This is a genomic window from Paraburkholderia kirstenboschensis, from assembly GCF_904848585.1.
In the GTDB taxonomy this organism is placed as follows: domain Bacteria; phylum Pseudomonadota; class Gammaproteobacteria; order Burkholderiales; family Burkholderiaceae; genus Paraburkholderia; species Paraburkholderia kirstenboschensis.
This window is the reverse complement of sequence record NZ_CAJHCR010000002.1, coordinates 672,436-698,004: the sequence shown is the minus strand read 5'-3', so window position 1 is coordinate 698,004 and position 25,569 is coordinate 672,436. Positions and strand designations below refer to the sequence as shown.

Here is a 25,569-nt window from a genome sequence, read left to right as displayed (position 1 = left end):
CGCCGGTCCATCTCCATGCAACCCGTTAGAATAGTTTTTTGCCTAAGGCCGCTGCCGCCCCCATGTCCGAACAACATTTGACCGAAGCCGACGACACGCTCGACGAATCCAGATTCGTCCGCTTCGAAGGCTCGCCGTTCCAGCTCTATCAGCCCTATCCGCCCGCCGGCGACCAGCCAACGGCGATCGAGACGCTCGTCGAAGGCGTCGAGGACGGCCTCTCGTTCCAAACGCTGCTCGGCGTGACGGGGTCGGGCAAGACCTTCACGATGGCCAACACGATCGCGCGGCTCGGGCGTCCGGCCATTGTGTTCGCACCGAACAAGACGCTTGCCGCGCAGCTTTACTCGGAATTCCGCGAGTTCTTTCCGCGCAATGCGGTCGAATACTTCGTTTCGTACTACGACTACTATCAGCCGGAAGCGTACGTGCCGCAGCGCGATCTGTTCATCGAGAAAGACTCGTCGATCAACGAACACATCGAGCAGATGCGCCTGTCGGCCACGAAGAGCCTGATGGAGCGGCGCGACGTGGTGATCGTCGCGACCGTGTCGGCAATTTACGGTATCGGTAATCCGTCCGAATACCACCAGATGATTCTTACGCTGCGCACGGGCGACAAGCTCGGCCAGCGCGACATCATCGCGCGTCTGATCGCGATGCAGTACAACCGCAACGAGGCGGACTTCCAGCGCGGCTCGTTCCGCGTACGAGGCGATACCATCGACATCTTCCCGGCCGAACATGCGGAAATGGCGGTGCGCGTCGAATTGTTCGACGACGAAGTCGAAACGCTGCAACTCTTCGATCCGCTCACCGGACGGGTGCGTCAGAAAATTCCGCGTTTCACCGTCTATCCGTCGTCGCACTATGTGACGCCGCGCGACACCGTCGTGCGCGCGGTCGAAACGATCAAGGCAGAGCTGCGCGAGCGGCTGGAATTCTTCTATAGCGAAGGCAAGCTGGTCGAAGCGCAACGGCTCGAACAGCGCACCCGGTTCGACCTGGAGATGCTGCAGGAGCTGGGTTTCTGCAAAGGCATCGAAAATTATTCGCGGCACTTTTCGGGCGCGGCGCCCGGCGAGCCGCCGCCCACGCTGGTCGATTACTTGCCGTCGGACGCGCTCATGCTGCTCGACGAATCGCACGTGCTGATCGGCCAGTTGAACGGCATGTACAACGGCGACCGGGCGCGTAAGGAAAATTTGGTGGACTACGGTTTCCGTCTGCCTTCGGCGCTCGACAACCGGCCGCTGAAGTTCAACGAGTTCGAGCGCAAGATGCGCCAGGTCGTGTTCGTGTCGGCCACGCCGGCAGACTACGAAAAGAAGACCTCGGGCCAGGTGGCGGAGCAACTGGTGCGTCCGACCGGGCTCGTCGATCCGGAAATCGAGGTGCGCCCCGCGCGCAGCCAGGTCGACGACGTGCTCGCCGAGATCAACGAGCGCGTGAAGGCGGGCGACCGCGTGCTGGTGACCGTGCTGACCAAGCGCATGGCCGAGCAATTGACAGAGTTTCTCAGCGACCACGGCGTCAAGGTGCGCTATCTGCATAGCGACATCGACACGGTAGAGCGCGTCGAGATCATCCGCGACCTGCGGTTGGGTACTTTCGACGTGCTCGTCGGTATCAACCTGCTGCGCGAAGGTCTGGATATTCCGGAAGTGTCGCTCGTCGCGATTCTCGACGCGGACAAGGAAGGCTTTCTGCGCGCAGAGCGCTCGCTGATTCAGACCATCGGCCGGGCGGCGCGCAACGTGAACGGCAAGGCCATTCTGTATGCGGACAAGGTGACGGATTCAATGCGCCGCGCCATCGACGAAACCGAGCGGCGGCGCGCCAAGCAGATTGCCTTCAACCTCGAACGCGGCATTACGCCGCGCGGCGTGGTGAAGCGCATCCGCGACATTATCGACGGCGTGTACAACGTCGACGACGCCCGCGCCGAGCTGAAGGAACAGCAAACGCGCGCGAAATTCGAGGACATGTCCGAGAAGCAGCTTGCCAGGGAACTCAAGCGCCTCGAAAAACAGATGATGGAGCACGCGAAGAACCTCGAGTTCGAGAAGGCCGCTCAAACGCGCGACCAGCTGGCGTTGCTGCGTCAGCGCGTGTTCGGGGCGAACGTCGGTGATCACGTATCCGGCGTCGAGTAAAACGGCAGCACTATGCAGCGAAGCAGTGTGGTTCCAACGCAAGGGCGCGGCAATGCCGCGCCTTATTTTCGCCGACAGGCCGCCAAAACCGCCGATAAACCGCCGACAAAACCACCGAGGAAACCGCCGGCCATCTGCCGCCTCATCCCCACACGTCGTTTCTTAAGACACCCTTAAGACCCTGCTGGCATAAGGCTTGGCGTGCGTTCGTATTTGTTCCGGCAGGCGAGAGATGATAAACTCGACCAATATTGAGAATGGTTCGCATTAACGTTCAACTATGCGATCTGCTTCGGTTTGTCGCCCGACGCACTGTTCCAATGGGATCAAATCGAGTCTGATAAAAACAAGGAGTTTCAATGCGGATTTCTTCATTTGTGCGTGGCGGCGTAGCCGCGGCTGCGGCTGTGGCGGCTCTTTCGGCAACAGCCGCTGAATATCCGATCGGCAAGCAGCAGATTCAGGGCGGCATGGAAATCGGCGCGGTATACCTGCAGCCGATCACGATGGAGCCGGAAGGCATGATGCGCAAGGCGTCGGATTCGGACATCCACCTCGAAGCGGACATCCACGCAGTCAAGAACAATCCGACAGGCTTCGCGGAAGGCGACTGGATGCCGTATCTGCAAGTGCGCTACGAACTGACGAAAGCCGGTTCGAAAGAGACACAAAAGGGCGACTTGATGGCGATGGTCGCCAACGACGGCCCGCACTACGGCGACAACGTCAAGCTGCAAGGCCCCGGCAAGTATCACCTGAAGATGATCGTCGAAGCGCCGATGCAAACCGGCCACATGGCGTTTGGCCGCCACGTCGACAAGGAAACTGGCGTGGGTCCGTGGTTCAAGCCGATCACGCTTGAATACGACTTCACGTTCGCCGGCATCGGCAAGAAGGGCGGGTACTGATCTCCACGATCGTCGCAGCTCGTCACCTGGCAGTATGCGAGCAACGCGTGACAGGTGAATGAATGCAGCAGGCGGCGCGCGGACTCCACGCCTCGCGCCGCGTTTTCTGGAAACGCCAATGACAATTAATCGAAAGATCGCTGTACTTGCCTCGTCGATTTTGCTGGCGGGCGCGGCGCATGCAGCCGATCTGCCCACTTTCAAGCTCGAAATGAACGACGGCAAGCTGACTCCCGCGCGCATCGAAGTGCCGGCGGGGCAGCGTATCAAGATCGAGGTGCGCAATACGGGCAAGGGCGCGGCCGAGTTCGAAAGCGTCCAGTTGCGCAAGGAAAAAGTCCTCGCGCCAGGCGCGGATTCTTTCGTCGTGATCGCTCCGCTGGAACCCGGCGAGTACAAGTTTTTCGACGATTTTCACCAGCAGGCGCAGGGCGTGATCGTCGCGAAGTAGCAGTGGTTTTTGAGGCGGGCGCGAAGGCCTCGGGCCGCTCGCACTCGCAAGAGCAGTTGCAGAGCTGAAGGGAGTCCTTGATGGGTCAGATTCTATTCATCGTGTGGCGGGAAAGTGTCGAGGCATTGCTGGTCGTCGGCATCCTGTACGCGTGGCTGAAAAATGGCGACGACGATGCGCGCCGCGGTTTGCCGTACCTGTGGGGCGGCGTCGTGGCGGGCCTGATTGCAGCGGTAGCGCTCGGCGCGGCGCTCGTCGGCTTTACCGAGGTGCTCTCCGGCGACGCGCAGGACTATTTCCAGACCGCAATGGTGCTGGTCGCCTGCGTGCTGATCGTGCAAATGGTTCTGTGGATGAAGCAGCACGGCCGCTCGCTGAAACGCGACATGGAACGGTCGCTGCAACAGAGCCAGCGTGACTCGAACTGGTGGGGCGTGGCGGTGCTCGTGGCTCTGGCGATCGCCCGCGAAGGCAGCGAGACTGTGATTTTCCTGTACGGCCTCGGCTTCGGTCAGTCCGGTCACGTGGATACCAACCAGATGCTCGCGGTCGTGATCGGCCTCGCTCTCGCATTGCTCACGTTCTACATGCTGCAGCTGGGCGGTAAGTTCTTCTCGTGGCGGCTCTTTTTCCGCGTCACGGAAATCATGCTGCTGTTCCTCGGCGCGGGGCTCTTTCAAACGGGCGTCGATAAGCTGATCGACAAGGAATTCCTGCCGACCATCGTCGACCAGATGTGGAACACGTCGGCCGTGCTCGATGATTCGAGCACCTTCGGCTCGCTCGTCGCGACGCTCACCGGTTATCGCGCGCATCCCGCGCTGATGAACCTGATTGCGTATGCAGTGTACTGGGCAGTGGTTTATCTGCTGCTGCGCCGTGCCAACCGCAAGCCAGCGCAACAAGCGGCAGGGCGCGCAGCATGAGTACGCTGATGACCCGCCCGGGGCGTCTCGCCGCGGCCGGGCAGTGGATGCAGCGTCACGGTTCAGCGATCCGCGGTATCCAGTGGGTCGTGGTGACGGTGTATGCGTTGCTGATCCTCGTTCCGGCCGTGATGCCGCTGCCGGATGACAGCGCGCATTTGTGGAACAACCTGACGCTTGCGGCCCAATTCGTGTTCTGGGGCATCTGGTGGCCGTTCGTGCTGCTGTCGATGGTGATGCTCGGCCGCGTCTGGTGCGGCGTGCTGTGCCCCGAAGGCGCGCTCGCGGAATTTGCCAGCAAGCACGGTCGCGGCAAGGCGATTCCTCACTGGATGCGCTGGGGCGGCTGGCCTTTCGTCGCGTTCGGCATCACGACCATCTACGGTCAGATGGTGAGCGTCTACCAGTACCCGAAAGCGGTGCTGCTGGTGCTCGGCGGCTCGACGTTGGCGGCCATTGTGATCGGCCTGCTGTACGGGCGGGAGAAGCGCGTCTGGTGCAAATACCTCTGCCCCGTGAACGGGGTTTTTTCGCTTCTGGCGCGCCTCGCGCCGTTCCACTACAAAGTCGATGAAGACGCGTGGCGCCGCTCGTACAAGAACGGCGAACACGGGCATCGCGTGATTCCGATCAATTGCGCACCGCTCGTGCCGTTGCGCAACATGAAGGGAGCGTCCGACTGCCATATGTGCGGACGTTGCAGCGGCCACCGCGACGCGATTGCGCTCACGTGGCGCGCGCCGTCGTCGGAAGTCGTGCAGCTCGGCGACAAGCAGGCGAACCCATGGGACACCGCGCTGATCCTGTACGGCCTGCTCGGTATCGCGATTGGCGCATTTCACTGGACGGCTTCGCGCTGGTTCATCAACCTGAAGATGTTCTTCGCGACGTGGCTCGTCGATCACGACATCACCTGGCCGCTGGATACGAACGCGCCTTGGTTCCTGTTCACGCATTACCCTGAACAGAACGACGTGTTCTCGTGGCTCGACGGCACGATGGTGATCGGCTACATCCTCGCGACGGCGCTCGTCTACGGCACTGCGCTACTCGTCCTGATGACGGGCGCGACGCGCATGCTCGGGCGCTTCAGCAGCGTGCGTCTGCATCATCTGACGCAAGGGCTGATTCCGATTGCAGGCGCGGGCGTGTTCCTTGGCTTGTCGGCCACTACGCTGTCGCTGTTGCGCGCCGAGCACGTGCCGCTGTGGTGGGCTTCCGATCTGCGCATCGCGATTCTGGCGATCGCCAATCTCTGGAGCGCATGGCTTGCGTGGCTCGTCACGCGGCGCTACAGCGAGCGCTTCGTTCAACGCGGCCTCGCAATGCTGTGGTTTGCCGCTGCGCTCGCCGTGGTCGACAGCGCCTGGTGGCTGATGTTCTGGGGCTGGGCCTCGAAGTAGGCGCGCGGGAGGGGCGGCTACTCGTTTCGGGGCACTCGCTTGCCCAACACCGCCCGACACCACCCGACACAAAAACAGAAGCCGTGGAGACGACATCGTCTCCACGGCTTTTTCATTGGCATGACGGTACACGGCGTTTCGTGTCCGCATGGGCGGGAACCAAAAAAGCGGCCTGGCTGGCTGCGACGGCTGGCTTGGTGTCTGCACGAAGGGGTCTAGTTCTCACGTGCAAGCCGTCGTGGCTGGCTAATGCCCAACACCTCTCTGGGAGGTGGTCCCCACAATACCCGGTACTGAAATCTCGTTCGTCGTTACTTGGTCAGGATCAGCTTGCCCAAACGGGTGGCGCGCAGTTGATACGTTTCGCCGTTATGCAGAATGCTGATGTGACTATGTCCTTGCAGCAAAGCGTCGCTGCGCACTACCCGTTCGGCCGTTTCGCCGGATCCGTTCGCACGGTCGGCTGCAGGCTTTGCGGCGGCCGTTGCCGATGCCGTGGCTGCCGAAGGCTTCTGGCGGCTCGTCAACGCGGCGGCCGGGCGGCGCAGGCTGAGCGTGGAGGTGCGAGTGGTATCGGTCATTCGTCTTTGCTGTTGTTTGATTCGATGGATGAATTCTAAATGATAACCATTCCTATTTACAAGAGGCAGAAATTCATCGGTTCAAACTTTCGATAGGCGGACCAGAGCAGAGGTGGAGGACGCGGCGACGCATGAAAGACGGCCGCCTGTTGCGCGCAGCGAACCTGCACCCGCCCGGTCACGATTCGCCCGGGTGGCGCGGTGGCGGCCAGAGGAAGCTCAGTGCAGCGAGCCCGGCTCCTGTTTCGCCTGCACGTACTGACGAATCAGGCGCACCGTATCAATGTCGTTCTCGCGATAAGCCGACTTGACGATCTCCTGCGTCTGCACGGCGTCCTGGTCGTCGGAGACGGGCAGCGTGGTCGCGTATTCGAAGCGCAGGAAGAGTTGCAGTTCATCCGGCTGTTCGATGGTCATCGTCAGCGAGCCGCCGACATAGTCCGCCGTCGGCAGGATGTCATAGCGCACGGCCTGGCTTTCGTGCAGCGTCACGCGATCGCGCACGGTGGCCTGGCCATAGTGCAACTCCCTCTCGAGCGTGTTGCCTTCGCGCGAGAGAATCGTGCAACTGTCGAGCCCAATCACGAACAGTTGCGGCTGTTCGGCGCGCAGCACGAGTCCTTCCCACAATTGCTCGCGGGTCATGGAGTCGACAAACGGATTCAACGGGTCGTTGATCTGGATAAGGTGTTCGAAATTCAAGACGACGGCATCCTATGAAAGCGTTGCAAGCGGTGCAGTAACGCGGCCCGGACAGCTTCGCGCGCTTGCCGGGCCGTTCGCCACGTCACGCGACGGTCAAGCCCGAGCGGATCGTGATGGAGCCCGTGAGAATCTTGTGAACTGGGCATGCATTGGCGATTTGCAAGAGCCGTTCCCGCTGTTCATCTGACAACTCGCCGTGCAGCGTGATTTTGCGGTCGATGGTCGAGCCTTCGTCGCCCTGTTCCATGCCGAGGGTCACATGCACTCCTTCGAGCGGCCAGCCCTTGCGCTGCGCGTACATTTTGAGCGTGACCGACGTGCATGCACCGAGGCTCGATAGCAGCAGCGAAACCGGAGTCGGGCCGCGATCGCCGCCGCCGAGCGACTCGGGTTCGTCGGCGAGCCACGTGTGCTTTCCGTCGTCGAAATGGACCTGGTAATTCGTCGAACCAATATTCGCGGTGACGGTGGCTTCTGCCATGCGGGCTCCTGAGCTGGGACGGAAATCGCCGCGCGCTGCCGCTCGACAGCGTCGAGACGAGGGCGCGGCAGGAATTGCTATTGTGAACGAAGTCGGCGGCATTTGCGCCGCGTGTGCGCGCAGGTTTGCAGGTGGTGCCAACCCGGGCTCGCGCGCGCGGTCCGGCAAATGTCTGCTGGCCGGCGCGCTCGCTCAGCAAGTTGCTCAGTGGGTGATCGAACCCATGCGGCCAGCCTGATAATCGACGACCGCCTGGCGGATTTCGTCTTCTGTATTCATGACGAACGGACCGTAGCGCACAACGGGTTCCTTCAACGGCACGCCGCCAAGCAGCAGTACCTCGAGCGGCTCGGCGCCGGCAGTGAGCGTCACCGAGTCGCCGTCGTTGTTGAACACGACCATCTTGCGCGGGTCGATTTCCTCGCGTGCGTCGCCTTCGCCGTAAAAGCCTTTGCCCGACAGGCCGTATGCAAACACGCGATAGTCGGCCGGCACCGGCTGCCGGATCGTCGCGCCCGGCTGCAACGAAAAGTGCTGGTACAGAATCGGCGTGCGTGTTTCGACAGCGGCTTTCACGCCGAGCGCCTCGCCGGCGATCACCTTCACGCGAACTTTGCCGTCGGCGGAGGCCGCCACCGGAATTTGCGACGACGGCATCTCCTGGTAGCGCGGCGCGATCATCTTGTCGCGCCGCGGCAAATTCACCCACAGTTGCAAGCCATGCACGCGTCCGCCTGTACGCACAAACGACGGGTCGGGCATCTCACTGTGCACGACGCCCGCGCCGGCAGTCATCCATTGCACGTCGCCCGCATGCAGGGTGCCGGAGTGGCCCGCCGAATCCTTGTGGCCGAACTGGCCTTCGAGCACATAGGTGACCGTTTCAAAGCCGCGATGCGGGTGGTCGGGCGCGCCTTTCGCCTCGCCGGGCGCGTAGTCGACCGGGCCCATTTCGTCGAGCAACAGGAACGGATCGAAGTCCATCAACATGCGCGTGGGAAACGGGCGGTGGACGACGAAACCGCCACCTTCGGTCGTGCGAACGGCGGGATACGTGCGTTCGATCGTGCGTGTCGCGGTCATCAATGTCACCTCGAAAAATGGGGAATAGCGTTATTTTTGAAACATGGAGCTATTATAGGGACCGTTTTTTCGGGTGCCAGCCGCTGTCACGCAATGGATTGTTCTATTACTGGAACGATGAGATGAAGATCGATTCACACAATCTGAATGACCTGATGTATTTCTCGCAGGTCGTCGAACATGGCGGTTTTTCCGCCGCCGAACGTGTGCTGGGTATCTCCAAGTCGCGCCTGTCGCGCCGCTTGACGGAGCTCGAAGCGTCGCTCGGCGTGAGGCTGTTGCAGCGCTCGACCCGCAAGCTCGCACTAACAGAGGCCGGCCAGCTTTTCTACCAGCATTGCCAGGCGATGTTGAGCGAGGCGCAGGCGGCCGTCAACGTCGTGCAGCAATTGCGTTCGTCGCCGCGCGGCACGGTGCGCGTGAGCGTGCCGGTCACGATTTCGCAGACGATACTGTCGACCATCCTGCCGGAATTCATGCATCGCTATCCGGAAGTGCGCGTAGTCATGCGCGTGACCAACCGCGTGGTCGATCTGTTCGAAGATTCAATCGACGTCGCGTTGCGCGTGCGCTCCGATCCTCCGGAAAACGCCAACATTGTCGTGCGTCCGCTATGGCGTACGCAGCAGATGCTGGTCGGCGCGCCGAGTCTGTTGCAACAGAATGCGCCGCCTTTACAACCGAACGATCTGTCGCGCTTCGAAACGCTCGACGTGCCCACGGGCGACGGACGGCACGTCTATAACCTGATCGCGCCGGACGGCACGCGTCACGCGCATGAGCACGAGCCGCGTCTCGTGACCGCCGATCTGCTGACGATTCGCGAAGCCGTGCTCCGCGGCGTGGGTATCGCCGCATTGCCCGAGATGATGTACGGCGCCGCGTTGCGCGCGGGCCAGTTGTCGCCGGTGATGCCCGGCTGGACTTTTCCGATGCCGCAGTTGTATGCCGTATTCGTCTCGCGCCAGGGAATGGTGCCGGCCGTACGCGCTTTCGTCGATTATCTGGTGGAGATGCTCGATCCCGATGAAGGCAAGCACATCATGGCGGAATGCCCGGCGTCCGAAACGCGCCAGCAGCTTGCTCCCGCGCGCGCGACGGCCGCTTTGGCGTCCTAGCAGAGCGCGGGCTTCGGAGCATCGCTTTTAGCATTGAAGCGCGGACTGTCATGAGTACTTTCAATGGCCGTTTGCTTGTGCGCGCGAGCTCATGGGGCTATATTGAAATCCCTTCGCTAAGGAGTCTCTTATGCGAAAACTCATGGCCGCTATGATAGCCGGCCTGATAGGGCTGACCGCGCTGTCCGTGTCGAGCACGGCTGTCGCATGCGGTGATTCTAGTCAGCAGTCTTCGACCGATGGCAAATAATCCCGCCGCCCGAAGGCGCCGAGCGCGCACAAAAAAAGGCCTTCATCAGACGATGAAGGCCTTTTACTTTTCAGCCCTTGTCTCAAGGGCTCTTCTTCACTTCCGGATGCTGCCGCCCACCGAACTCAGAACGTTCACTTGCCTTTGGGTTGCGTGACAAAACCGATTTTCGTCAGGCCACCGGCCTGCGCTGCGGACATTACCTGCGCGACCTTTTCGTAAGGCACTTTACGATCTGCATCGAGATGCAATTCCGGTTGCGGATTCGCCTGCGCGGCCTCTGCAATTTTCGCGCTCAGTTCGGCCTCGTCCACTTTCTTGTCGTTCCACAGCACGTTACCGTCAGCGTCGACTGCGACCGTGACCTGAGCAGGCTTGGTGTCTTCCTTCTGACTGCTTGCATGCGGCAGATCGATTTTCACCGCATGACGGATCACCGGAATCGTCACCATGAAAACGATCAGGAGAACCAACATCACGTCGACGAGCGGCGTCATGTTGATTTCGTTCATCAGGCCGTCGTCATCGTCGCCGGCGAAGGGGCTCATTGCCATCTGTATGCCTCGTTCAGTTGGCGCTTCAGTTCGCGCGAGTCGCGAGACGCAGGCCGTCGCCGCGTTTGGACGACGACAGGCGCGCGCCCGTCACGAAGAATGCGTGCAAGCCGTGCGCGAAACGGCTCAGCTTGGCGACGATCGCCTTGTTCGCACGCGTCAGTGCGTTGTAGCCCAGCACGGCCGGAATTGCAACGAAGAGACCGAATGCGGTCATGATCAGCGCTTCGCCGACCGGGCCCGCCACCTGGTCGATCGACGACTGGCCGCTCGCGCCGATTGCCAGCAGCGCATGATAAATGCCCCACACCGTGCCGAAGAGACCAACGAACGGCGCCGTGCTGCCGATCGACGCGAGAATCGCGAGTCCGCTCTGCATGCGCGCGACGCTCTCGTCCATCGTGTCCTTCAAACAGCGCGTGACCCAATCGGACACGTCCATGCGGTCGTGCAGGTGCGGCTGCGTCTGGTGATGATGATCGGCCGCTTCCTGGCCCGACAGCGCGAGCGCGAGGAACGGATTGTCATGCGGCGTCGACGATCCGGCGCCGAGCTTCTTCACGCCGTCAGCGAGATCGTCGGAATGCCAGAACGCCTGCTCGGCGTTTTTCGTGAGGCGGTTCAAACGCATCACGTTCCAGCCTTTGATGACGATCACGCTCCACGACATCACCGACATCACCAGCAGCGCGAGCGCGATGCCGCGCGTGACGAAATCCCCTTGCGCCCACACGTGCGCCAATCCGTAGTTTTGCATTGCAATTCCTTTTTTTGAAATCCGCTTCAATCTTCGAGATTGAAGTTGTAAGGCTGGGTGTACGCGGCCCGAACCGGCTGGCCGTCTTCGAGATAGGGTTTGCACGCGCTCGAATGCGCGGCGGCTAGCGCGGCGTCGTCGAGCCGGCTGAAACCGCTGCTTTTCTTCAACTCGACGTTCTCGAGCTTGCCGGTTAGGCCCACCACGAACCTGACATACGCGGTGCCGGCTTCGCCGCGGCGCCGCGAGAGGGCCGGGTAGTCGGGCTTGGCGATGTTGCAGTCGAGATGCGAGACGTTTTTCGGCGCGGAGATTTCCATCGTCTGATGGCCGATTGCTGGCGCGGCCGGTGCGGCCGGCGTTGGCGGCGCCGCCGGAGCGGGCGGTGCGGCGGGCGTCGGTTCGGCAGCCGCCACGGGCGTCGGCGACGGCGCGGGCGCCTCGTGCAGCGGCGCCGGCTTCGGCGTGGGTGTCGGCTTAGGCTGCACCTTCGGCTTGGTGCGAACCGGCGGCGCCGGCGCGGGCGGCGCGACCGATTGCATCGCAACCGGCGCGGCAACCGGCGCCGGCGGCAGCAACTGGGCGGTCATCACGTGCGACTCGATGGTTGCTTCGACCGGGGCGTGACGCAGCGTCAGGATGACGGCCAGCAACGCGACGTGCACCGCCGCAACCACGGCGGTCGCCGTGAGGACGCGGGAATTCATTCGGGTGGACGAAGCCGGTGCGGCACCGGCTAAAGCGGTATGCGAAGCCTGCATGTTAGCGTGACGGCGCGCTGTCGAGGCAGCGCTTCTGACAAAACATCGTCATGTTCGGAAGATCACCAGCGAAATACACAATGTGGTCACGAAACCAATCAGCAATTCCATCTCGAACTCCAATGATGGGTGAGCGGGTAGCTGGCTGGCAGGGATACTGGCTTGCTGACGGCAGTGGGATTAACTAAAAGCGCTGAATCGGCACCGGAAACAGCGTGAGCAGCGGCTAACGACACGGCGCAGGCACCGATAGATGGCCCGCGCCGCGCTTCGAACGGTACGTTACGCCGCCTTGCGCTCGTAAAACGTCATCGGCATGGCTTGCGGTTGGTGCTCGAAGCCGCAGCGGCTTGCGCACACGCCGCTTTGCATCATCACGTCGCGCACCGAATCCGCGCACTTGCCGCAGCAGGAGGCGACGCCGAGTTCGAATTGCAATTCGTCGAACGAATCGACGCCTTCCGCGATCGAGGCACGGATCTTTCGGTCAGAAACAGACTTGCAGACACAGACAATCATGGCAGGGCGTCATAGCTAACGTTAATGCGAATTATTATCATTTTGTTTGGGCAGTTTGGCAAGCGTCTCCAACGGTTTTTTGTAACAAAACCAGACTCTTAGAAGGGTTTCGACTATGCGGACGGCGGCCAGGCAGGAGCGTCTGGCGGCGCCAAACACGGGATCGAGGCGGCGCATAAAGCGCGAGGAAGGCTTTGGAACCGGCGCCCGGGGAGGCTTTCAGGCCGGTTGCGAGGACAGCGCCACCGTACGGCGCGAGGGAATTAGCACGCGCTCGACGTCTGCGTCAATGTGCAACAGCGTGGCGACAAGTTGCCGCAGATGCGTGCCGTCGCCCGTGGAATAGAAGCGCGGCAGCGCGGCGTCCGCCGTATGCCGCGCGGCGCGCATGCCGTGTTGTTCGAGCACGCGCTCCAACTGGCGAGCAATAGCCACGCTGGTGTCGATAAGCGCGAGCCGGTCGCCGACGATGTCGCGAATCGCGGCGTCGAAGAATGGATAGTGCGTGCAGCCAAGCACGAGCGTATCGGCGCCCGCGTCCAGCATCGGCTGAAGATAGCCGCGCAGCAGCGCGCGCAGCTCCGCTGAACCGACGTCGCAGCGCTCGACAGCCTGCACGAGCCCGTGGCCGGGCTGGCACAGAAAGCGGCAATCGGCGGCGTAGCGTTCGAGCAGCGCCTGAAAGCGCGCGCTGCGTAATGTGACTTGCGTGGCGAGCACGCCGGCGACCCGCGTTTTCGATTGGAGCGCTGCGGGCTTGATGCCCGGCTCGACGCCGACGAGCGGAATGGGCAGTTTCTCGCGAACCAGCGCGATGGACTGCGCGGTCGCCGTGTTGCAGGCCACGACTAGCGCTTTCGCGCCCCGTTTGACGAGCCACTCGCCGATAGCCAGCGTGCGGTCGGCGATGAAGTCGTCGTCGCGCTCGCCGTACGGCGCATAAAGCGAATCGGCAACGTACAGCAACGCCTCGTCAGGCAACTGCGCCCGAACCGCTCGCAACACCGACAGCCCGCCGAGGCCCGAGTCGAAAATGCCGACCGGCGCGCGCGAATCTGCTCTCAGGGAGCCAATTGACGCATTGAGAGACGACGATTCTTCGGGCATAGGCGATCGGGGCAGGCGGCGCGGCGTTCAGGAAGAGTTGGGGAAAGCGAGCGAGCAAGTATATCGTCAGGGCGGCGCATGCTATCTCGTATGCGCTGGGACGTGCGCCAGCGCGTGAGCGTGCCCGCGCGGTCCGCTCAGGACTCAACCGAGCCCATGGCGGTTTGCTGGTAGTTCTGAATGCCGACTTTGTCGATCAGGTCCAGTTGCGTTTCGAGCCAGTCGATGTGCTCTTCAGTGTCGTCGAGAATCTTCACGAAGATTTCACGCGAGATGAAATCGCGAACCGATTCGCAATACGCAATGGCTTCCTTGCAGGTGCTCTGCGAAATCTGCTCCAGCTTCAAATCGCATTCGAGAATTTCTTTCGTTTCCTCGCCGATCAGCAGCTTGTGCAGGTCTTGCAGGTTCGGCAGACCGTCGAGCATGAAAACGCGTTCGATCAGCCAGTCGGCGTGCTTCATTTCGCCGATCGACTCATCGTATTCATGCTTGCCGAGTTTCTCGAGGCCCCAATGCTTATACATCCGCGCGTGCAGGAAGTATTGGTTGATCGCGGTCAGTTCGTTTTTTAACTGCGCGTTGAGATACTCGATAACTTTCTTGTCGCCTTGCATGATCTTTCCTTTTTGGGGGGACTTCAAATTTCCAACAACAATAAACGCCATGCCTTAAAAAGCCAAGAGAACAGAACATCTTTCGACGTCGGTCCCGGGCATGCGCGTGATGCGCGCCATCCATGAAAAAAGCCGGGACCGTGGCCCCGGCTTCTCAAGACACGCTATGCGCGTCAGCGGCGAATCAGACGGTCGCGACCGGAATCTTGCCGATCTTTGCCTGCCATTCCTTCGGGCCAGTCTGGTGCACCGAGGTGCCGCTCGAATCGACCGCCACCGTGACCGGCATGTCCTGCACGTCGAACTCGTAGATCGCTTCCATGCCGAGGTCTTCGAATGCAAGCACCTTTGCGCTGCGAATCGCCTTCGACACGAGGTAGGCCGCGCCGCCCACGGCCATCAGATACGCGGCCTTGTGCTTCCTGATCGCCTCGATCGCGACCGGTCCGCGCTCGGCCTTGCCGATCATCGAGATGAGACCCGTTTGCGACAACATGGTCTCGGTGAATTTGTCCATGCGCGTTGCGGTGGTCGGGCCTGCGGGGCCGACAGCTTCGTCGCGCACCGGATCGACCGGGCCGACGTAGTAGATCACGCGGTTCGTGAAGTCGACCGGCAACTTCTCGCCCTTGGCCAGCATGTCCGCGATGCGCTTGTGCGCGGCGTCGCGGCCCGTCAACATCTTGCCCGACAGCAGCAGCGTCTGGCCCGGCTTCCACGCAGCGACTTCTTCCGGCGTCAGCGTGTTCAGATCGACGCGTTTGCTGGTCTCCGTGTTCGGTTCCCATTGCACCTTCGGCCATGCGTCGAGCGACGGCGCTTCGAGCTTGGCGACGCCCGAGCCGTCGAGCGTGAAGTGCGCGTGACGCGTGGCCGCGCAGTTCGGGATGATCGCGATCGGCTTGGACGCGGCGTGCGTCGGGGCGGCCATGATCTTCACGTCGAGCACGGTGGCGAGGCCGCCCAAACCTTGGGCGCCGATGCCGAGCGCGTTGACCTTCTCGTGCAGTTCGACGCGCAGTTCTTCGATCCAGTCTTTCGGGCCGCGTGCGATTACGTCCTGAATGTCGATCGGGTCCATCAGCGATTCTTTCGCCATCACCATCGCTTTCTCAGCCGTGCCGCCGATGCCGATGCCGAGCATGCCCGGCGGGCACCAGCCCGCGCCCATGGTCGGCACGGTCTTCAGAATCCAGTCGACGATCGAGTCCGACGGATTCAGCATCGCGAACTTCGACTTGTTTTCCGAGCCGCCGCCCTTGGCCGCGACTTGCACGTCGACTTTATCGCCCGGCACGATCTCGTAGTGAATCACGGCCGGCGTGTTGTCTTTCGTATTCTTGCGCGCACCTTCCGGCGGGCTCACGATCGACGCGCGCAGCACGTTGTCCGGGTTCAGGTAACCGCGGCGCACGCCTTCGTTGATCATGTCGGTGACGCCCATCGTCGCACCGTCCCAACGCACGTCCATGCCGACCTTCACGAACACCGTAACGATGCCCGTGTCCTGACAGATCGGACGCTTGCCTTCGGCGCACATGCGGCTGTTGGTGAGAATCTGCGCAATTGCATCTTTCGCGGCCGGGCTCTGTTCGAGTTCGTACGCGCGGCCCAAGGCCTGGATGTAGTCGAGCGGATGGTAGTAGCTGATGTATTGCAACGAATCAGCAATGCTCTGAATCAGATCTTCCTGTTTGATGACGGTCATGGCTAAGCTCGGTGGGGACGGTAGCGCTTTTTTCTGTTCGCAGGCAGTGCGGTCAGTCGTGCGCTTTCAGGGGAGTGGAACCGCTGGAACCCAGCGGCTGCAAATCCGCGGGTTCCTGAAAATGAGTCGGATGCGTGTGCGTGGTCAGCCGGTCGACGAAGGCCATGATCAGTGCCGAGAGGAGGAACGCGACGTGGATGATGACCTGCCACATGATGGTGTGCGTCGAGTTCTGGTCCGGGCTGATGAACGTTTTCAGCAGATGGATCGACGAGATGCTGATGAGCGCCATGGAGAGCTTCACTTTCAGCACGCCGGCGTTCACGTGGTCGAGCCATTCCGGTTCGTCGGGATGGCCCTCCACACCGAGGCGCGACACGAACGTTTCATACCCGCCGATGATCACCATGATCAGCAGGTTCGAGATCATGACCACGTCGATCAGACCGAGCACGACCAGCATGATGTTGGTTTCGTCGAGCGTCATCGACGCTGTGACAAGATGCCAGACTTCCTTCAGGAACAGCACCACGTACACGGCCTGCGCGACGATCAACCCGAGATAGAGCGGCACCTGCAGCCAGCGACTCATGAAGATGATGACGGGCAGCGGCCGCATGGGGCGGCGTTGGCGCGGGGAATTGATTCGCGAAGCGGACATAGGCAGGAATCGGATCGAACGCAGGTGACGGAACGTGGACCAAATGCGCCGGACAGCGTGCGAATCACGCGCGCGGATCGGGCACGCAAAGCGAGGTGCGCAAGGCGCGGCACGGGCGGGAAGCAAGCCCATTATGGGTCGGCAGCGGGCCGGCAACGCACGCATCAGCGCGCGCTATTGTACAGCGTTGGGCGGATTTGCTGCGCCGCGGCGGGCACGGTCGAGGCGCGAGCGTCAATGCCCGTGGGCGGGGCCGCGGCGCCAGCATAGACGCACGGGCGGCCGCGCAGCATAGCTGGTGGCGATTGCGCGCGCGCGCAATCGCTGGCCTGCGCAACGCAACGGCTGCGTGAGTCCTGTGCATCACCGCGCCGCAGCCGCCAGCGTATAGACACAACGCTTACGATGCGACCGGCGGTACGCGCTTCACTTTCAAACTCGCGAGTCCAATGCCCGCAATCACGCACGCAAGCGCGACGCCGTGCGCAAGCGTCGGGCGCTCACCGAGAAACGTAATGCCGTAGATGGCCGCCGCGACTGGCAGCACGGCGCTGAATACGCCCGCAAGACTGCCCGGGACGTGGCGGATGCCCTTCATCCAGAGCCAGAAAGAGAAGATGCTTGCGGACAGTCCGTACCACAGCACCAGCGTCCACACGCCGGGCGGCACCGCGCGATAGTCGAAATCGACGAGCGCGGTCGCGCCCAACGGCAGCATCAACAGCAGGCCGAACATATGCGTGTATGCACAGATGTCGATAGGTGCCAGCGTTTGCGTGAGGCGTCGCGAGAGGATGATGTAGAGCGACTCGCAGCACACGGCACCGAGCACCATCAGATTGCCGGTGAACGATGTTTCGCCGTGCGCGCTCGCATTGACATGTGCGAGATTGATGACGACCACGCCCGCAATGGCCAGTGCGATCGACGCAAGCGCGCGCCCGTTGGGACGCTCCTTGAGAATAAGCCACGACAGCAGCGCGACGACCGCCGGAATCGTGCTCGTGATGACGCCAGCCGCCACCGCACTCGTGCGCTGCACGCCGTTTAGCATCAACAGCGTAAACCCGAAGGTGCCGAAGAGCGCCTGCAAAAACAGATTGAGCCATTCATCGCGCTTCACGCGACGCAGTTTCGCGATGCGCAGAAGCGGCCACAGCACGGCCATTGCGATCACGAAGCGCAGCAGCGCGAACAGCGGAACAGGGACGTACTCGACAATCGATTTGCCGATACCGACATTGCTGCCGACGAGCAGCATCGAGGTAATAAGAAGCAGGGAGTAGCGATTCAAACTGGAATCCGGGCAGCTAGTTCAGTTAGCATTGTATTAGGGCTCGCAACGCAGCGTAACCTGCGTAACGTGCGCGAATGGCGCAGCATTGCGTGGCTCGTTGAAAGCGTCGTACGAATCGCGTAAGGGTTTGTGCGGGCAAGCCGATGCCGCTCGCGTAAGTGGCCGGTAAGTTGCACCGCTTATGGTTGAACACGAGAGCGGACGTTGTCTCGTTTGTGTTTATGTTGCGTTGCGGCATAGGCACAGGCTGACGGCACGGTCCGCGGCGCAGCGGCCTCAAACGGCCGGTGCGCGAGGCGGGAGACACGCGCGTGCAATCGCGTCTGATTGCGGCGTCAACATGACATGGCGCGCCAACGGCGCGCCGGCACAGGTTTTACGTTTCATCTTCACCAAGGGGTTGTCGATGTCTGCGATTGAATCGGTTCTTCAGGAACGCCGTGTTTTCCCGCCCTCCGCCGAAGCAGCGGCCGGTGCCACGATCTCCGGCATGGACGCTTACCATGCGCTGACCGCCGAGGCGGAACGAGACTACGAAGGCTTCTGGGGGCGCCTCGCTCGCGAGACGCTAAGCTGGAACAAGCCCTTCACGAAGGTGCTCGACGAATCGAAAGCGCCGTTCTACACGTGGTTCGAAGACGGCCAGTTGAATGCGTCGTACAACAGCATCGACCGTCACGTGGAGGCGGGCAACGGCGAGCGCGTCGCGATCATTTTCGAAGCCGACGACGGCACCGTCACCAACGTCACCTATCAGGATCTGCTGCAACGTGTGTCGCGCTTTGCGAATGCGCTGAAGACGCGCGGCGTGAAGAAGGGCGACCGCGTGGTGATCTATATGCCGATGTCGATTGAAGGCATTGTCGCAATGCAGGCATGCGCGCGGATCGGCGCGACGCACTCGGTGGTGTTCGGCGGCTTCTCGTCGAAGTCGCTCAACGAGCGGCTCGTCGACGTGGGCGCGGTCGCGCTCGTCACTTCGGACGAACAGATGCGCGGCGGCAAGGCGCTGCCGTTGAAGAACATCGCCGACGAAGCGCTCGCAATGGGCGGCTGCGACGCGGTCAAGAGCGTGATCGTCTACAAGCGGACCGGCGGCAAGATTGCGTGGAACGAAAGCCGCGATCTGTGGATGCACGAGATCGCGCAAGCCGAGTCGGATCAATGCGTGCCGGAGTGGGTCGGCGCCGAGCATCCGCTTTTCATCCTCTACACATCGGGTTCGACGGGCAAGCCGAAGGGCGTTCAGCACAGCACGGGCGGCTACCTGTTGTGGGCCGCGCAGACCATGAAGTGGACCTTCGACTGGAAGTCCACCGACGTGTTCTGGTGTACCGCGGACATCGGCTGGATCACGGGTCACAGCTACATTACTTATGGTCCGCTGACGCTCGGCGGCACCCAGGTCGTGTTCGAAGGCGTGCCGACCTATCCGAACGCCGGCCGCTTCTGGGACATGATCGCGAAGCACAAGGTAACGCTGTTCTATACCGCGCCGACCGCGATCCGCTCGCTGATCAAGGCCGCGGAAGCCGACGCGAAAGTGCATCCAAAGAGCTACGACCTGTCGACGCTGCGCATCATCGGTACGGTCGGCGAGCCGATCAATCCCGAAGCGTGGGTGTGGTACTACGAGAACGTCGGCGGCGGGCGCTGCCCGATTGTCGATACGTGGTGGCAAACGGAAACCGGCGGCCACATGATCACGCCGCTGCCGGGCGCAACGCCGCTCGTGCCGGGCTCGTGCACGCTGCCCTTGCCCGGCATCATGGCGGCGGTCGTCGACGAAACCGGCCAGGACGTGCCGAACGGGCAGGGCGGCATTCTGGTGGTGAAGCGGCCTTGGCCTTCCATGTTGCGTAACGTGTGGGGCGATCCGGACCGTTACAAGAAGAGCTATTTCCCCGAGGAACTCGGCGGCAAGCTGTATCTCGCCGGTGACGGGGCGGTGCGCGACAAGGAAACCGGCTACTTCACGATCATGGGCCGCATTGACGACGTGCTCAATGTGTCGGGTCACCGTCTCGGCACGATGGAGATCGAGTCGGCGCTGGTATCGAACCCGATCGTCGCCGAGGCGGCGGTGGTGGGGCGTCCCGATGCAACGACCGGTGAAGCGGTATGCGCATTCGTCGTGTTGAAGCGCGCGCGTCCGGAAGGCGAAGAGGCGGTCAAGCTAGCCAACGAATTGCGCAACTGGGTCGGCAAGGAAATCGGTCCGATCGCGAAGCCGAAGGACATCCGCTTTGGCGAGAATCTGCCGAAGACGCGTTCGGGCAAGATCATGCGCCGTCTGTTGCGTTCGCTTGCAAAGGGCGAGGCCATCACGCAAGACGTGTCGACGCTGGAGAACCCGGCGATCCTCGATCAGCTTGGCGAGTCGCTCTAAAAGGCATGCGTTTGCCTGCACGTTGCAGGTGAAAAGGCAGGAGCGTATCGAAGGATGCGCTCCTCGCCGGATGCCAGTTTCGGCCCTCGCACGGACAATCCCGATTGCCTGCCCGGTGCCTTTTTGATACATAGGCGCATGGCCGCGCCTCACCACTCCTCTCACGCTACGCAGAATCCCGCGCCCGAACCGCCAGCGGTGTCGGCGGCGCTTGCTCGCACACATCGGAAGTACTGGCGCTTCAATCTCGCGCTCATCGCGGCCTTGATGACGGTGGGCTTCGCGGTATCGTTCCTGTTGCCGCTCGCGGCACCCGCTCTCGCGCATCTGCGTTTTGCCGGCTTCAGGTTGCCGTTTTACTTCGGCGCACAGGGTGCGATCCTGATCTATCTCGCGCTGATCGTCGTGTACATCGTGTCGATGCAGCGGGCCGACCGCCATTTGCAACGCGCGTTCGAGGCCGACACTCATACCGCTGGCGATACCGATGCCGCTTTAAGCGCAAGTGTCGCTGCAAGCCCGACTGCCGCCGCCGATGCCGGCGTGCGCGGAACCTGAGCCGATGAAGCTCACGAACAGGCTGATCCGCTCATATGCGTTTTACACGCTCGGCTTCCTGCTTTTCATCTATGTGATGTGGCGCATCGAGCGCACGACCGGGCCGGGCATGTGGATCGGCTATGTGTTCCTGTTCGTGCCGATTGCCGTGTACGCGGTGATCGGCTTGCTGTCGCGCACTTCGGATCTCGTCGAATATTATGTGGCGGGGCGGCGCGTGCCGTCCGCGTTCAACGGCATGGCGACGGCGGCGGACTGGCTTTCGGCGGCTTCGTTCATCGGCCTGGCTGGTTCGATCTACGCAACCGGCTATGACGGTCTGGCCTATCTGATGGGCTGGACAGGCGGCTATTGCCTCGTTGCGTTTTTGCTCGCGCCATACGTGCGCAAGCTCGCCCGCTACACGATTCCCGATTTCCTCGGCACACGTTTTTCGAGCAACGCCGTGCGCGGCCTCGCGGCGTTGTCGGCGATTCTGTGTTCGTTCGTTTATCTGGTCGCGCAGATTCAGGGCGTCGGTCTGATTGCGACGCGCTTCATTGGCGTCGACTTTGCCGTCGGCATTTTCTGCGGACTCGCGGGCATTCTGGTGTGTTCGTTTCTCGGCGGCATGCGCGCGGTGACTTGGACTCAGGTTGCGCAATACATCATCCTGATTGCGGCGATCCTGATTCCTGTTTCGATGATCGCGCATAAGGACGGCCTCGGCTGGGTGCCGCAATTCAGTTACGGCCGTTTGATGGAGCGTATGGAGAGCCTCGAGAAGCAGGTGCGCGACGAGCCGCTCGAGCAGACCGTGCGCGACGATTATCGCCGCCGAGCCGCGCTGATGCAGCAGCGGCTCGACATGCTGCCGCATTCGTTCGTCGCGCAGAAGCTGAGGCTCACACAGGAAGTGGCCGATCTGCGCCGACGCAATGGTCCGCTGCGCGAGATCAAGGAGCGCGAGAAAGCGCTCGAGCAGTTTCCGCGCGATGCCGCCGCCGCGCAGATCGTTTGGACCCAGCAGCGCGACGAGATGCTGATGCGCGCCTCCGCGCCGTTGCCGATGCACGAGCCGTTCCCCACAGCGAGCGACGAAGACCGGCGCATGCACGAGCGCAACTTTCTTTCGTTGCTGCTGTGCCTGTCGCTCGGCACGGCGAGCTTGCCGCATATTTTGACGCGCTATAACACGACGACGTCGGTGGCTTCCGCGCGACGCTCGGTCGGCTGGACGCTCTTTTTCGTCGCACTGTTTTATGTGACCGTGCCGGTGCTCGCGGTGCTGATCAAATACGAGATCTTGACGAACCTGGTCGGTCATCACTTTTCCGATTTGCCGCAATGGCTCACGCAATGGCGCAAGGTGGAGCCGAGCCTGATCACTCTCGCGGATACCAACGGCGACGGCATCGTGCGATGGAGCGAGATCCAGATGCAGCCCGACATGGTGGTGCTTGCCGCGCCGGAGATTGCGGGACTGCCGTACGTGATGTCAGGCCTGATCGCGGCGGGCGCATTGGCCGCGGCGCTTTCCACGGCTGACGGTTTGCTGCTCACGATTGCGAACGCCTTATCGCACGACGTGTATTACCACATGGTCGACCCGGGAGCGTCGAGCCAGCGGCGCGTGACCATTTCGAAGATTCTGCTGCTCGGGGTGGCGCTGTTCGCGTCGTATGTGGCGTCGCTCAACACGGGCAACATTCTGTTTCTTGTCGGCGCGGCATTTTCACTGGCGGCGTCGAGCCTGTTTCCGGTGCTGGTGCTCGGCGTGTTCTGGAAGCGGACGACGCGGCTCGGCGCGGTGGCCGGCATGCTGGCGGGGCTACTCGTGTGCATTTACTACATCGTCTCGACCTATCCCTTCTTCACGCAGATGACGGGCTTCGCGGGACCGCGGTGGTTCGGCATCGAGCCGATCAGCTCGGGCGTGTTCGGCGTGCCGGCGGGCTTTCTGGTGGCGATCGGCGTAAGCCTTTTCGACCGCAAACCGGATGCTTATACGGTGGCGCTGGTGGACTATATCCGGCATCCATAGAGGGGTTTGCGCGAGGGTGTAGCGAACGGCTCGAAGTTTGCTATAATTCGGCTCCCCGCCGGAGAGATGGATGAGCGGTTTAAGTCGCACGCCTGGAAAGCGTGTATAGGTTAATAGCCTATCCGGGGTTCGAATCCCCGTCTCTCCGCCACCCTTCCCATAAGGCTTTCCAGCCGATCCAATTTCCGAGCTGTGCCATAGAATCGGGGTTGTGCCATAGCTTGTTCAACGAAGCGGCCTCACGCGTTCCGGTTTCCGCCGATAAATCCTCTCCGTGACTTTGCCGTCGGCGTGCGCCAGAAGCGCTTGCGCATGCTCCAACGTCTCTGCGTCACTGGCGCATTTCGCCCGTAGATCGTGCTCGGTGAAGTGCTCCTTGACCTTCGTCTCTTCCAGCACGCGCTCCATGAAGGTGCGCCACATCGTGTCCCACCCGCCGGCGCGGCCGGTCTGCTCGCTGAAGTAGCATTCGCCGCGACGATTGCAGAACAGCCAGGGGGCGATAGACACTGGCCGCGCGCCCTTAGCGAGCGCGACAGCTTCGCGTAACTCGTCGGTCCATTCGTAGAACAGGCGCTTGCCTGTCGTGTTCTCGGTCTTGCCGGGCGTGACGTGAATCCCATCGTCTTTAAGGTCGGACATCGTCAGGCGCAGCAGGTCGCCGCGACGCAGCCCGGTCAGCAGCTTGATTCGCATATACGTACAGTTTGCGAACTCGACGAAACAGACCATCGTTTCGTATTTCAGCAGCCCTCAGGACCCCGACACTTGGCCTAACTATGGGACGCTCAATTCAAGCGACCAAATCTGGAAGGCTTACTATGAAGAGCAGGATGCCTTCATGCCACAATTTCTGCCGGCTCCTGTAGCGGAGTGACCGGTTCGCCGTCATCGCCAGTGATGCACGACTTCGATGTGTGATGGGTATCCAGATGCAGACGACAGAGGAGATCCTTCAAGATATACGTTTCTCCCATCGATCTCCGTCACTCCGCGGACGCTTCCATCGGCAAGCTTGACCGCGTCGCACTGACTCAACGTCGCGATCGTCGATGCGTCGGTCACAAAGAAACCAGCACGCGTTCGCGAAATGCCTTCGTCCCAGTTCACGTCCGTAAAATCAGCGGCCTGTAACCGACTGACTTGGTCCAGCATTGAGTCTCGTTTGAAGAGCGTTTGTGCGCCGCCGACGCAGGCCTTCGGGTTAGAGATGTGCAGGGCTCCCACTTCCCTCTGCCAGCCGAAGACGAGAGTGCTCCAAGGGCGTACCGAATCCACAGGCAGTCCGACCGCCCTGGAAAGCATGCAGGCAGATACCTTCCCCAGGCAGCCGAAGTTGTCCGTGACAGCAACGCGAGACAGCAAGATGGAGTTGTTTTTCTGAATTGCAGGCACCGATGCGACTACCAGAAACACGGCTGTTGCTGCCCCGACTATCGATACCGAGGCGCGCCCGATGCGAACGATGCCAAGCATGTTCGTGAAGGTGCCAATCCAGAAAAAAGCGGTCCAAGGCAGGTACCGGTCAGCGAAAAAATAATTGAGGTTCACGGTAGCCTTACGGAGATCCTCGTAGGCGATGTTCAGTGTGATGCTCGTCAAGCAGGCGAGTAGCCCGAAGGTCGAAAGAAATACGAGGCTGGGACTTCCCTTTCTGAAGCGCACGAACTGAACAACTGAATATGCGTATGCAAAAAGCCCCATGGCACCAAGGAGCGCGTCGACGATGTTTCCGACTAGGCCAAAGGTGATGCCGTGTCCGAGCAAGTATGCGACGTATGCTGGAATACCGATCCACTCCGATGGCGCGTGAACCATCTTCGTGATAAGTGCCGATAGCCGGATGTGAGGGGTCGTCGGATAGTGGGCAGCGTAGAGCGTGAATTCGGCGACGAGCAGGAGTGCGAGGATGCCGTAGCGTTTACGGCGCGTCAGCAGGAAGAACGCACAGAGGACAGGAATTACCAGAACTCCGGCTCCGTGACTGATGACAGCAACGGCCAGCAATAGCCAAGCGGCGATCAGACCTCGCATGTGACTGGCGTTTGCCAGCAGATAGGATGCGACCACCACTAGCGACGCGGTGCCCACCAATGTAACCTGGAAGGGCCAAGAAAGAACGCCTAGGTTCTGAGGGCCGCACAGTAGAAAAACTGCGATCCCCACCACGACCACTGATGTGCTGCGATCCAATTGAGATCGGCGCACGGTCAATGCAAACGTGACGATCATGGCACCGCAGAATAAAAAGCTTGCCGCATACAGTAGCCATGTGTGGCCGCTGAAGAATGTGACGTCCAGATACGCAAGTCCGAAGACGAGGAGGTGTGGATGATCGACCTGCCGACGAAGGATGAAATCGGCGACGCTGATCTCCCCGTGCTTCAGTTGGGCGGCTCTAAAGAACACCTGCTCATAATCGCCCGAAAAGAGCGGAACGTGAGTTCCAATTATTTCCGCAAGCGTGACAACCGCTGCCATCGCGCCAATGAGAAAAACGAGAAATGACAGTATTTCTACCTTTCGGCCTCTCGATTCAATTGCATGCACTGGCGG

General features: G+C 61.4%; 24 protein-coding genes and 1 tRNA gene. 10 read left to right on the top strand and 15 right to left on the bottom strand.

Annotated features, from left to right (window positions below; all coding sequences use genetic code 11):
* The first annotated feature begins 62 nt into the window (after nucleotides 1-62).
* The 5 genes from uvrB (at nucleotide 63) to JMY24_RS09535 (ending at nucleotide 5,844) form a co-directional block, all read left to right on the top strand.
* Nucleotides 63-2,156 (top strand): excinuclease ABC subunit UvrB, encoded by a 2,094-nt coding sequence (gene uvrB / locus JMY24_RS09555; RefSeq protein ID WP_128585437.1) that lies wholly within the window; start codon nucleotides 63-65, stop codon nucleotides 2,154-2,156.
* A gap of 359 nt (nucleotides 2,157-2,515) precedes the next feature.
* A complete protein-coding gene (locus JMY24_RS09550) occupies nucleotides 2,516-3,064 on the top strand; it encodes an iron transporter (protein WP_128594752.1) in 549 nt (182 codons plus the stop codon).
* 118 nt (nucleotides 3,065-3,182) lie between these two features.
* Entirely contained in the window at nucleotides 3,183-3,515 is a 333-nt protein-coding gene (locus tag JMY24_RS09545; RefSeq protein WP_128594753.1) for a cupredoxin domain-containing protein, read from the top strand.
* An 80-nt stretch (nucleotides 3,516-3,595) separates the two neighbouring features.
* A complete protein-coding gene (locus tag JMY24_RS09540) occupies nucleotides 3,596-4,441 on the top strand; it encodes an FTR1 family iron permease (protein ID WP_128585439.1) in 846 nt (281 codons plus the stop codon).
* Nucleotides 4,438-5,844: a 4Fe-4S binding protein gene (locus JMY24_RS09535; protein ID WP_201701913.1), complete on the top strand. Its 1,407-nt coding sequence runs from the start codon at nucleotides 4,438-4,440 to the stop codon at nucleotides 5,842-5,844. Before JMY24_RS09540 ends, JMY24_RS09535 begins: the two co-directional genes overlap by 4 nt.
* A gap of 311 nt (nucleotides 5,845-6,155) precedes the next feature.
* On the opposite strand, the gene hemP is transcribed toward JMY24_RS09535, so the two are convergent.
* The 4 genes from hemP to JMY24_RS09515 form a co-directional block, all read right to left on the bottom strand.
* Entirely contained in the window at nucleotides 6,156-6,425 is a 270-nt protein-coding gene (gene hemP, locus JMY24_RS09530) for a hemin uptake protein HemP (protein WP_128594754.1), read from the bottom strand.
* 219 nt (nucleotides 6,426-6,644) lie between these two features.
* On the bottom strand, nucleotides 6,645-7,127 hold the full coding sequence (locus JMY24_RS09525) for an SRPBCC family protein (RefSeq protein ID WP_128585442.1): 483 nt from the start codon (nucleotides 7,125-7,127) through the stop codon (nucleotides 6,645-6,647).
* Between the two features lie 85 nt (nucleotides 7,128-7,212).
* Nucleotides 7,213-7,611: an OsmC family protein gene (locus JMY24_RS09520; protein ID WP_128585443.1), complete on the bottom strand. Its 399-nt coding sequence runs from the start codon at nucleotides 7,609-7,611 to the stop codon at nucleotides 7,213-7,215.
* A 204-nt stretch (nucleotides 7,612-7,815) separates the two neighbouring features.
* Complete coding sequence (locus tag JMY24_RS09515; protein WP_128585444.1) at nucleotides 7,816-8,694, bottom strand: pirin family protein; 879 nt, start codon at nucleotides 8,692-8,694, stop codon at nucleotides 7,816-7,818.
* A 122-nt stretch (nucleotides 8,695-8,816) separates the two neighbouring features.
* On the opposite strand from JMY24_RS09515, the gene JMY24_RS09510 reads away from it, so the two are divergent.
* Nucleotides 8,817-9,812 (top strand): LysR family transcriptional regulator, encoded by a 996-nt coding sequence (locus JMY24_RS09510; RefSeq protein WP_128594755.1) that lies wholly within the window; start codon nucleotides 8,817-8,819, stop codon nucleotides 9,810-9,812.
* Between the two features lie 384 nt (nucleotides 9,813-10,196).
* Here the strand turns inward: JMY24_RS09510 and JMY24_RS09505 are convergent, their stop codons facing one another.
* The 9 genes from JMY24_RS09505 to JMY24_RS09465 all read right to left on the bottom strand — a co-directional run bounded on the left by JMY24_RS09505 (nucleotide 10,197) and on the right by JMY24_RS09465 (nucleotide 18,040).
* A complete protein-coding gene (locus JMY24_RS09505) occupies nucleotides 10,197-10,616 on the bottom strand; it encodes an ExbD/TolR family protein (RefSeq protein ID WP_020069974.1) in 420 nt (139 codons plus the stop codon).
* Nucleotides 10,617-10,641: 25 nt separating this feature from the next.
* Nucleotides 10,642-11,373, bottom strand: a complete 732-nt coding sequence (locus tag JMY24_RS09500) for a MotA/TolQ/ExbB proton channel family protein (RefSeq protein WP_027779251.1) — start codon at nucleotides 11,371-11,373, stop codon at nucleotides 10,642-10,644.
* Between the two features lie 26 nt (nucleotides 11,374-11,399).
* Nucleotides 11,400-12,134 (bottom strand): energy transducer TonB, encoded by a 735-nt coding sequence (locus JMY24_RS09495; RefSeq protein ID WP_201701911.1) that lies wholly within the window; start codon nucleotides 12,132-12,134, stop codon nucleotides 11,400-11,402.
* Nucleotides 12,135-12,416: 282 nt separating this feature from the next.
* Nucleotides 12,417-12,653, bottom strand: coding sequence for a (2Fe-2S)-binding protein (locus JMY24_RS09490; RefSeq protein ID WP_128584386.1), 237 nt, complete (start codon nucleotides 12,651-12,653; stop codon nucleotides 12,417-12,419).
* Nucleotides 12,654-12,872: 219 nt separating this feature from the next.
* Nucleotides 12,873-13,760, bottom strand: a complete 888-nt coding sequence (murI, locus tag JMY24_RS09485; protein WP_128594757.1) for a glutamate racemase — start codon at nucleotides 13,758-13,760, stop codon at nucleotides 12,873-12,875.
* A 137-nt stretch (nucleotides 13,761-13,897) separates the two neighbouring features.
* A complete protein-coding gene (gene bfr / locus JMY24_RS09480) occupies nucleotides 13,898-14,377 on the bottom strand; it encodes a bacterioferritin (RefSeq protein WP_020069969.1) in 480 nt (159 codons plus the stop codon).
* Between the two features lie 184 nt (nucleotides 14,378-14,561).
* A complete protein-coding gene (locus tag JMY24_RS09475; protein ID WP_128584388.1) occupies nucleotides 14,562-16,085 on the bottom strand; it encodes a fumarate hydratase in 1,524 nt (507 codons plus the stop codon).
* Nucleotides 16,086-16,137: 52 nt separating this feature from the next.
* Nucleotides 16,138-16,704, bottom strand: a complete 567-nt coding sequence (locus JMY24_RS09470; RefSeq protein ID WP_236597357.1) for a TIGR00645 family protein — start codon at nucleotides 16,702-16,704, stop codon at nucleotides 16,138-16,140.
* A gap of 442 nt (nucleotides 16,705-17,146) precedes the next feature.
* Nucleotides 17,147-18,040 (bottom strand): DMT family transporter, encoded by an 894-nt coding sequence (locus tag JMY24_RS09465; protein ID WP_128595275.1) that lies wholly within the window; start codon nucleotides 18,038-18,040, stop codon nucleotides 17,147-17,149.
* 409 nt (nucleotides 18,041-18,449) lie between these two features.
* On the opposite strand from JMY24_RS09465, the gene acs reads away from it, so the two are divergent.
* The 4 genes from acs (at nucleotide 18,450) to JMY24_RS09445 (ending at nucleotide 23,164) form a co-directional block, all read left to right on the top strand.
* Nucleotides 18,450-20,432, top strand: a complete 1,983-nt coding sequence (gene acs / locus JMY24_RS09460; RefSeq protein ID WP_128595282.1) for an acetate--CoA ligase — start codon at nucleotides 18,450-18,452, stop codon at nucleotides 20,430-20,432.
* A gap of 138 nt (nucleotides 20,433-20,570) precedes the next feature.
* Nucleotides 20,571-20,990, top strand: coding sequence for a DUF4212 domain-containing protein (locus tag JMY24_RS09455; RefSeq protein ID WP_128595276.1), 420 nt, complete (start codon nucleotides 20,571-20,573; stop codon nucleotides 20,988-20,990).
* Nucleotides 20,991-20,994: 4 nt separating this feature from the next.
* Complete coding sequence (locus JMY24_RS09450; RefSeq protein ID WP_128595277.1) at nucleotides 20,995-23,013, top strand: sodium:solute symporter family protein; 2,019 nt, start codon at nucleotides 20,995-20,997, stop codon at nucleotides 23,011-23,013.
* A gap of 60 nt (nucleotides 23,014-23,073) precedes the next feature.
* A tRNA-Ser gene (locus JMY24_RS09445) sits at nucleotides 23,074-23,164 on the top strand.
* A gap of 74 nt (nucleotides 23,165-23,238) precedes the next feature.
* On the opposite strand, the gene JMY24_RS09440 is transcribed toward JMY24_RS09445, so the two are convergent.
* Entirely contained in the window at nucleotides 23,239-23,709 is a 471-nt protein-coding gene (locus JMY24_RS09440) for a tyrosine-type recombinase/integrase (protein WP_236597356.1), read from the bottom strand.
* A 192-nt stretch (nucleotides 23,710-23,901) separates the two neighbouring features.
* A complete protein-coding gene (locus JMY24_RS09435; protein ID WP_128595278.1) occupies nucleotides 23,902-25,563 on the bottom strand; it encodes a hypothetical protein in 1,662 nt (553 codons plus the stop codon).
* Between the last annotated feature and the right edge of the window lie 6 nt (nucleotides 25,564-25,569).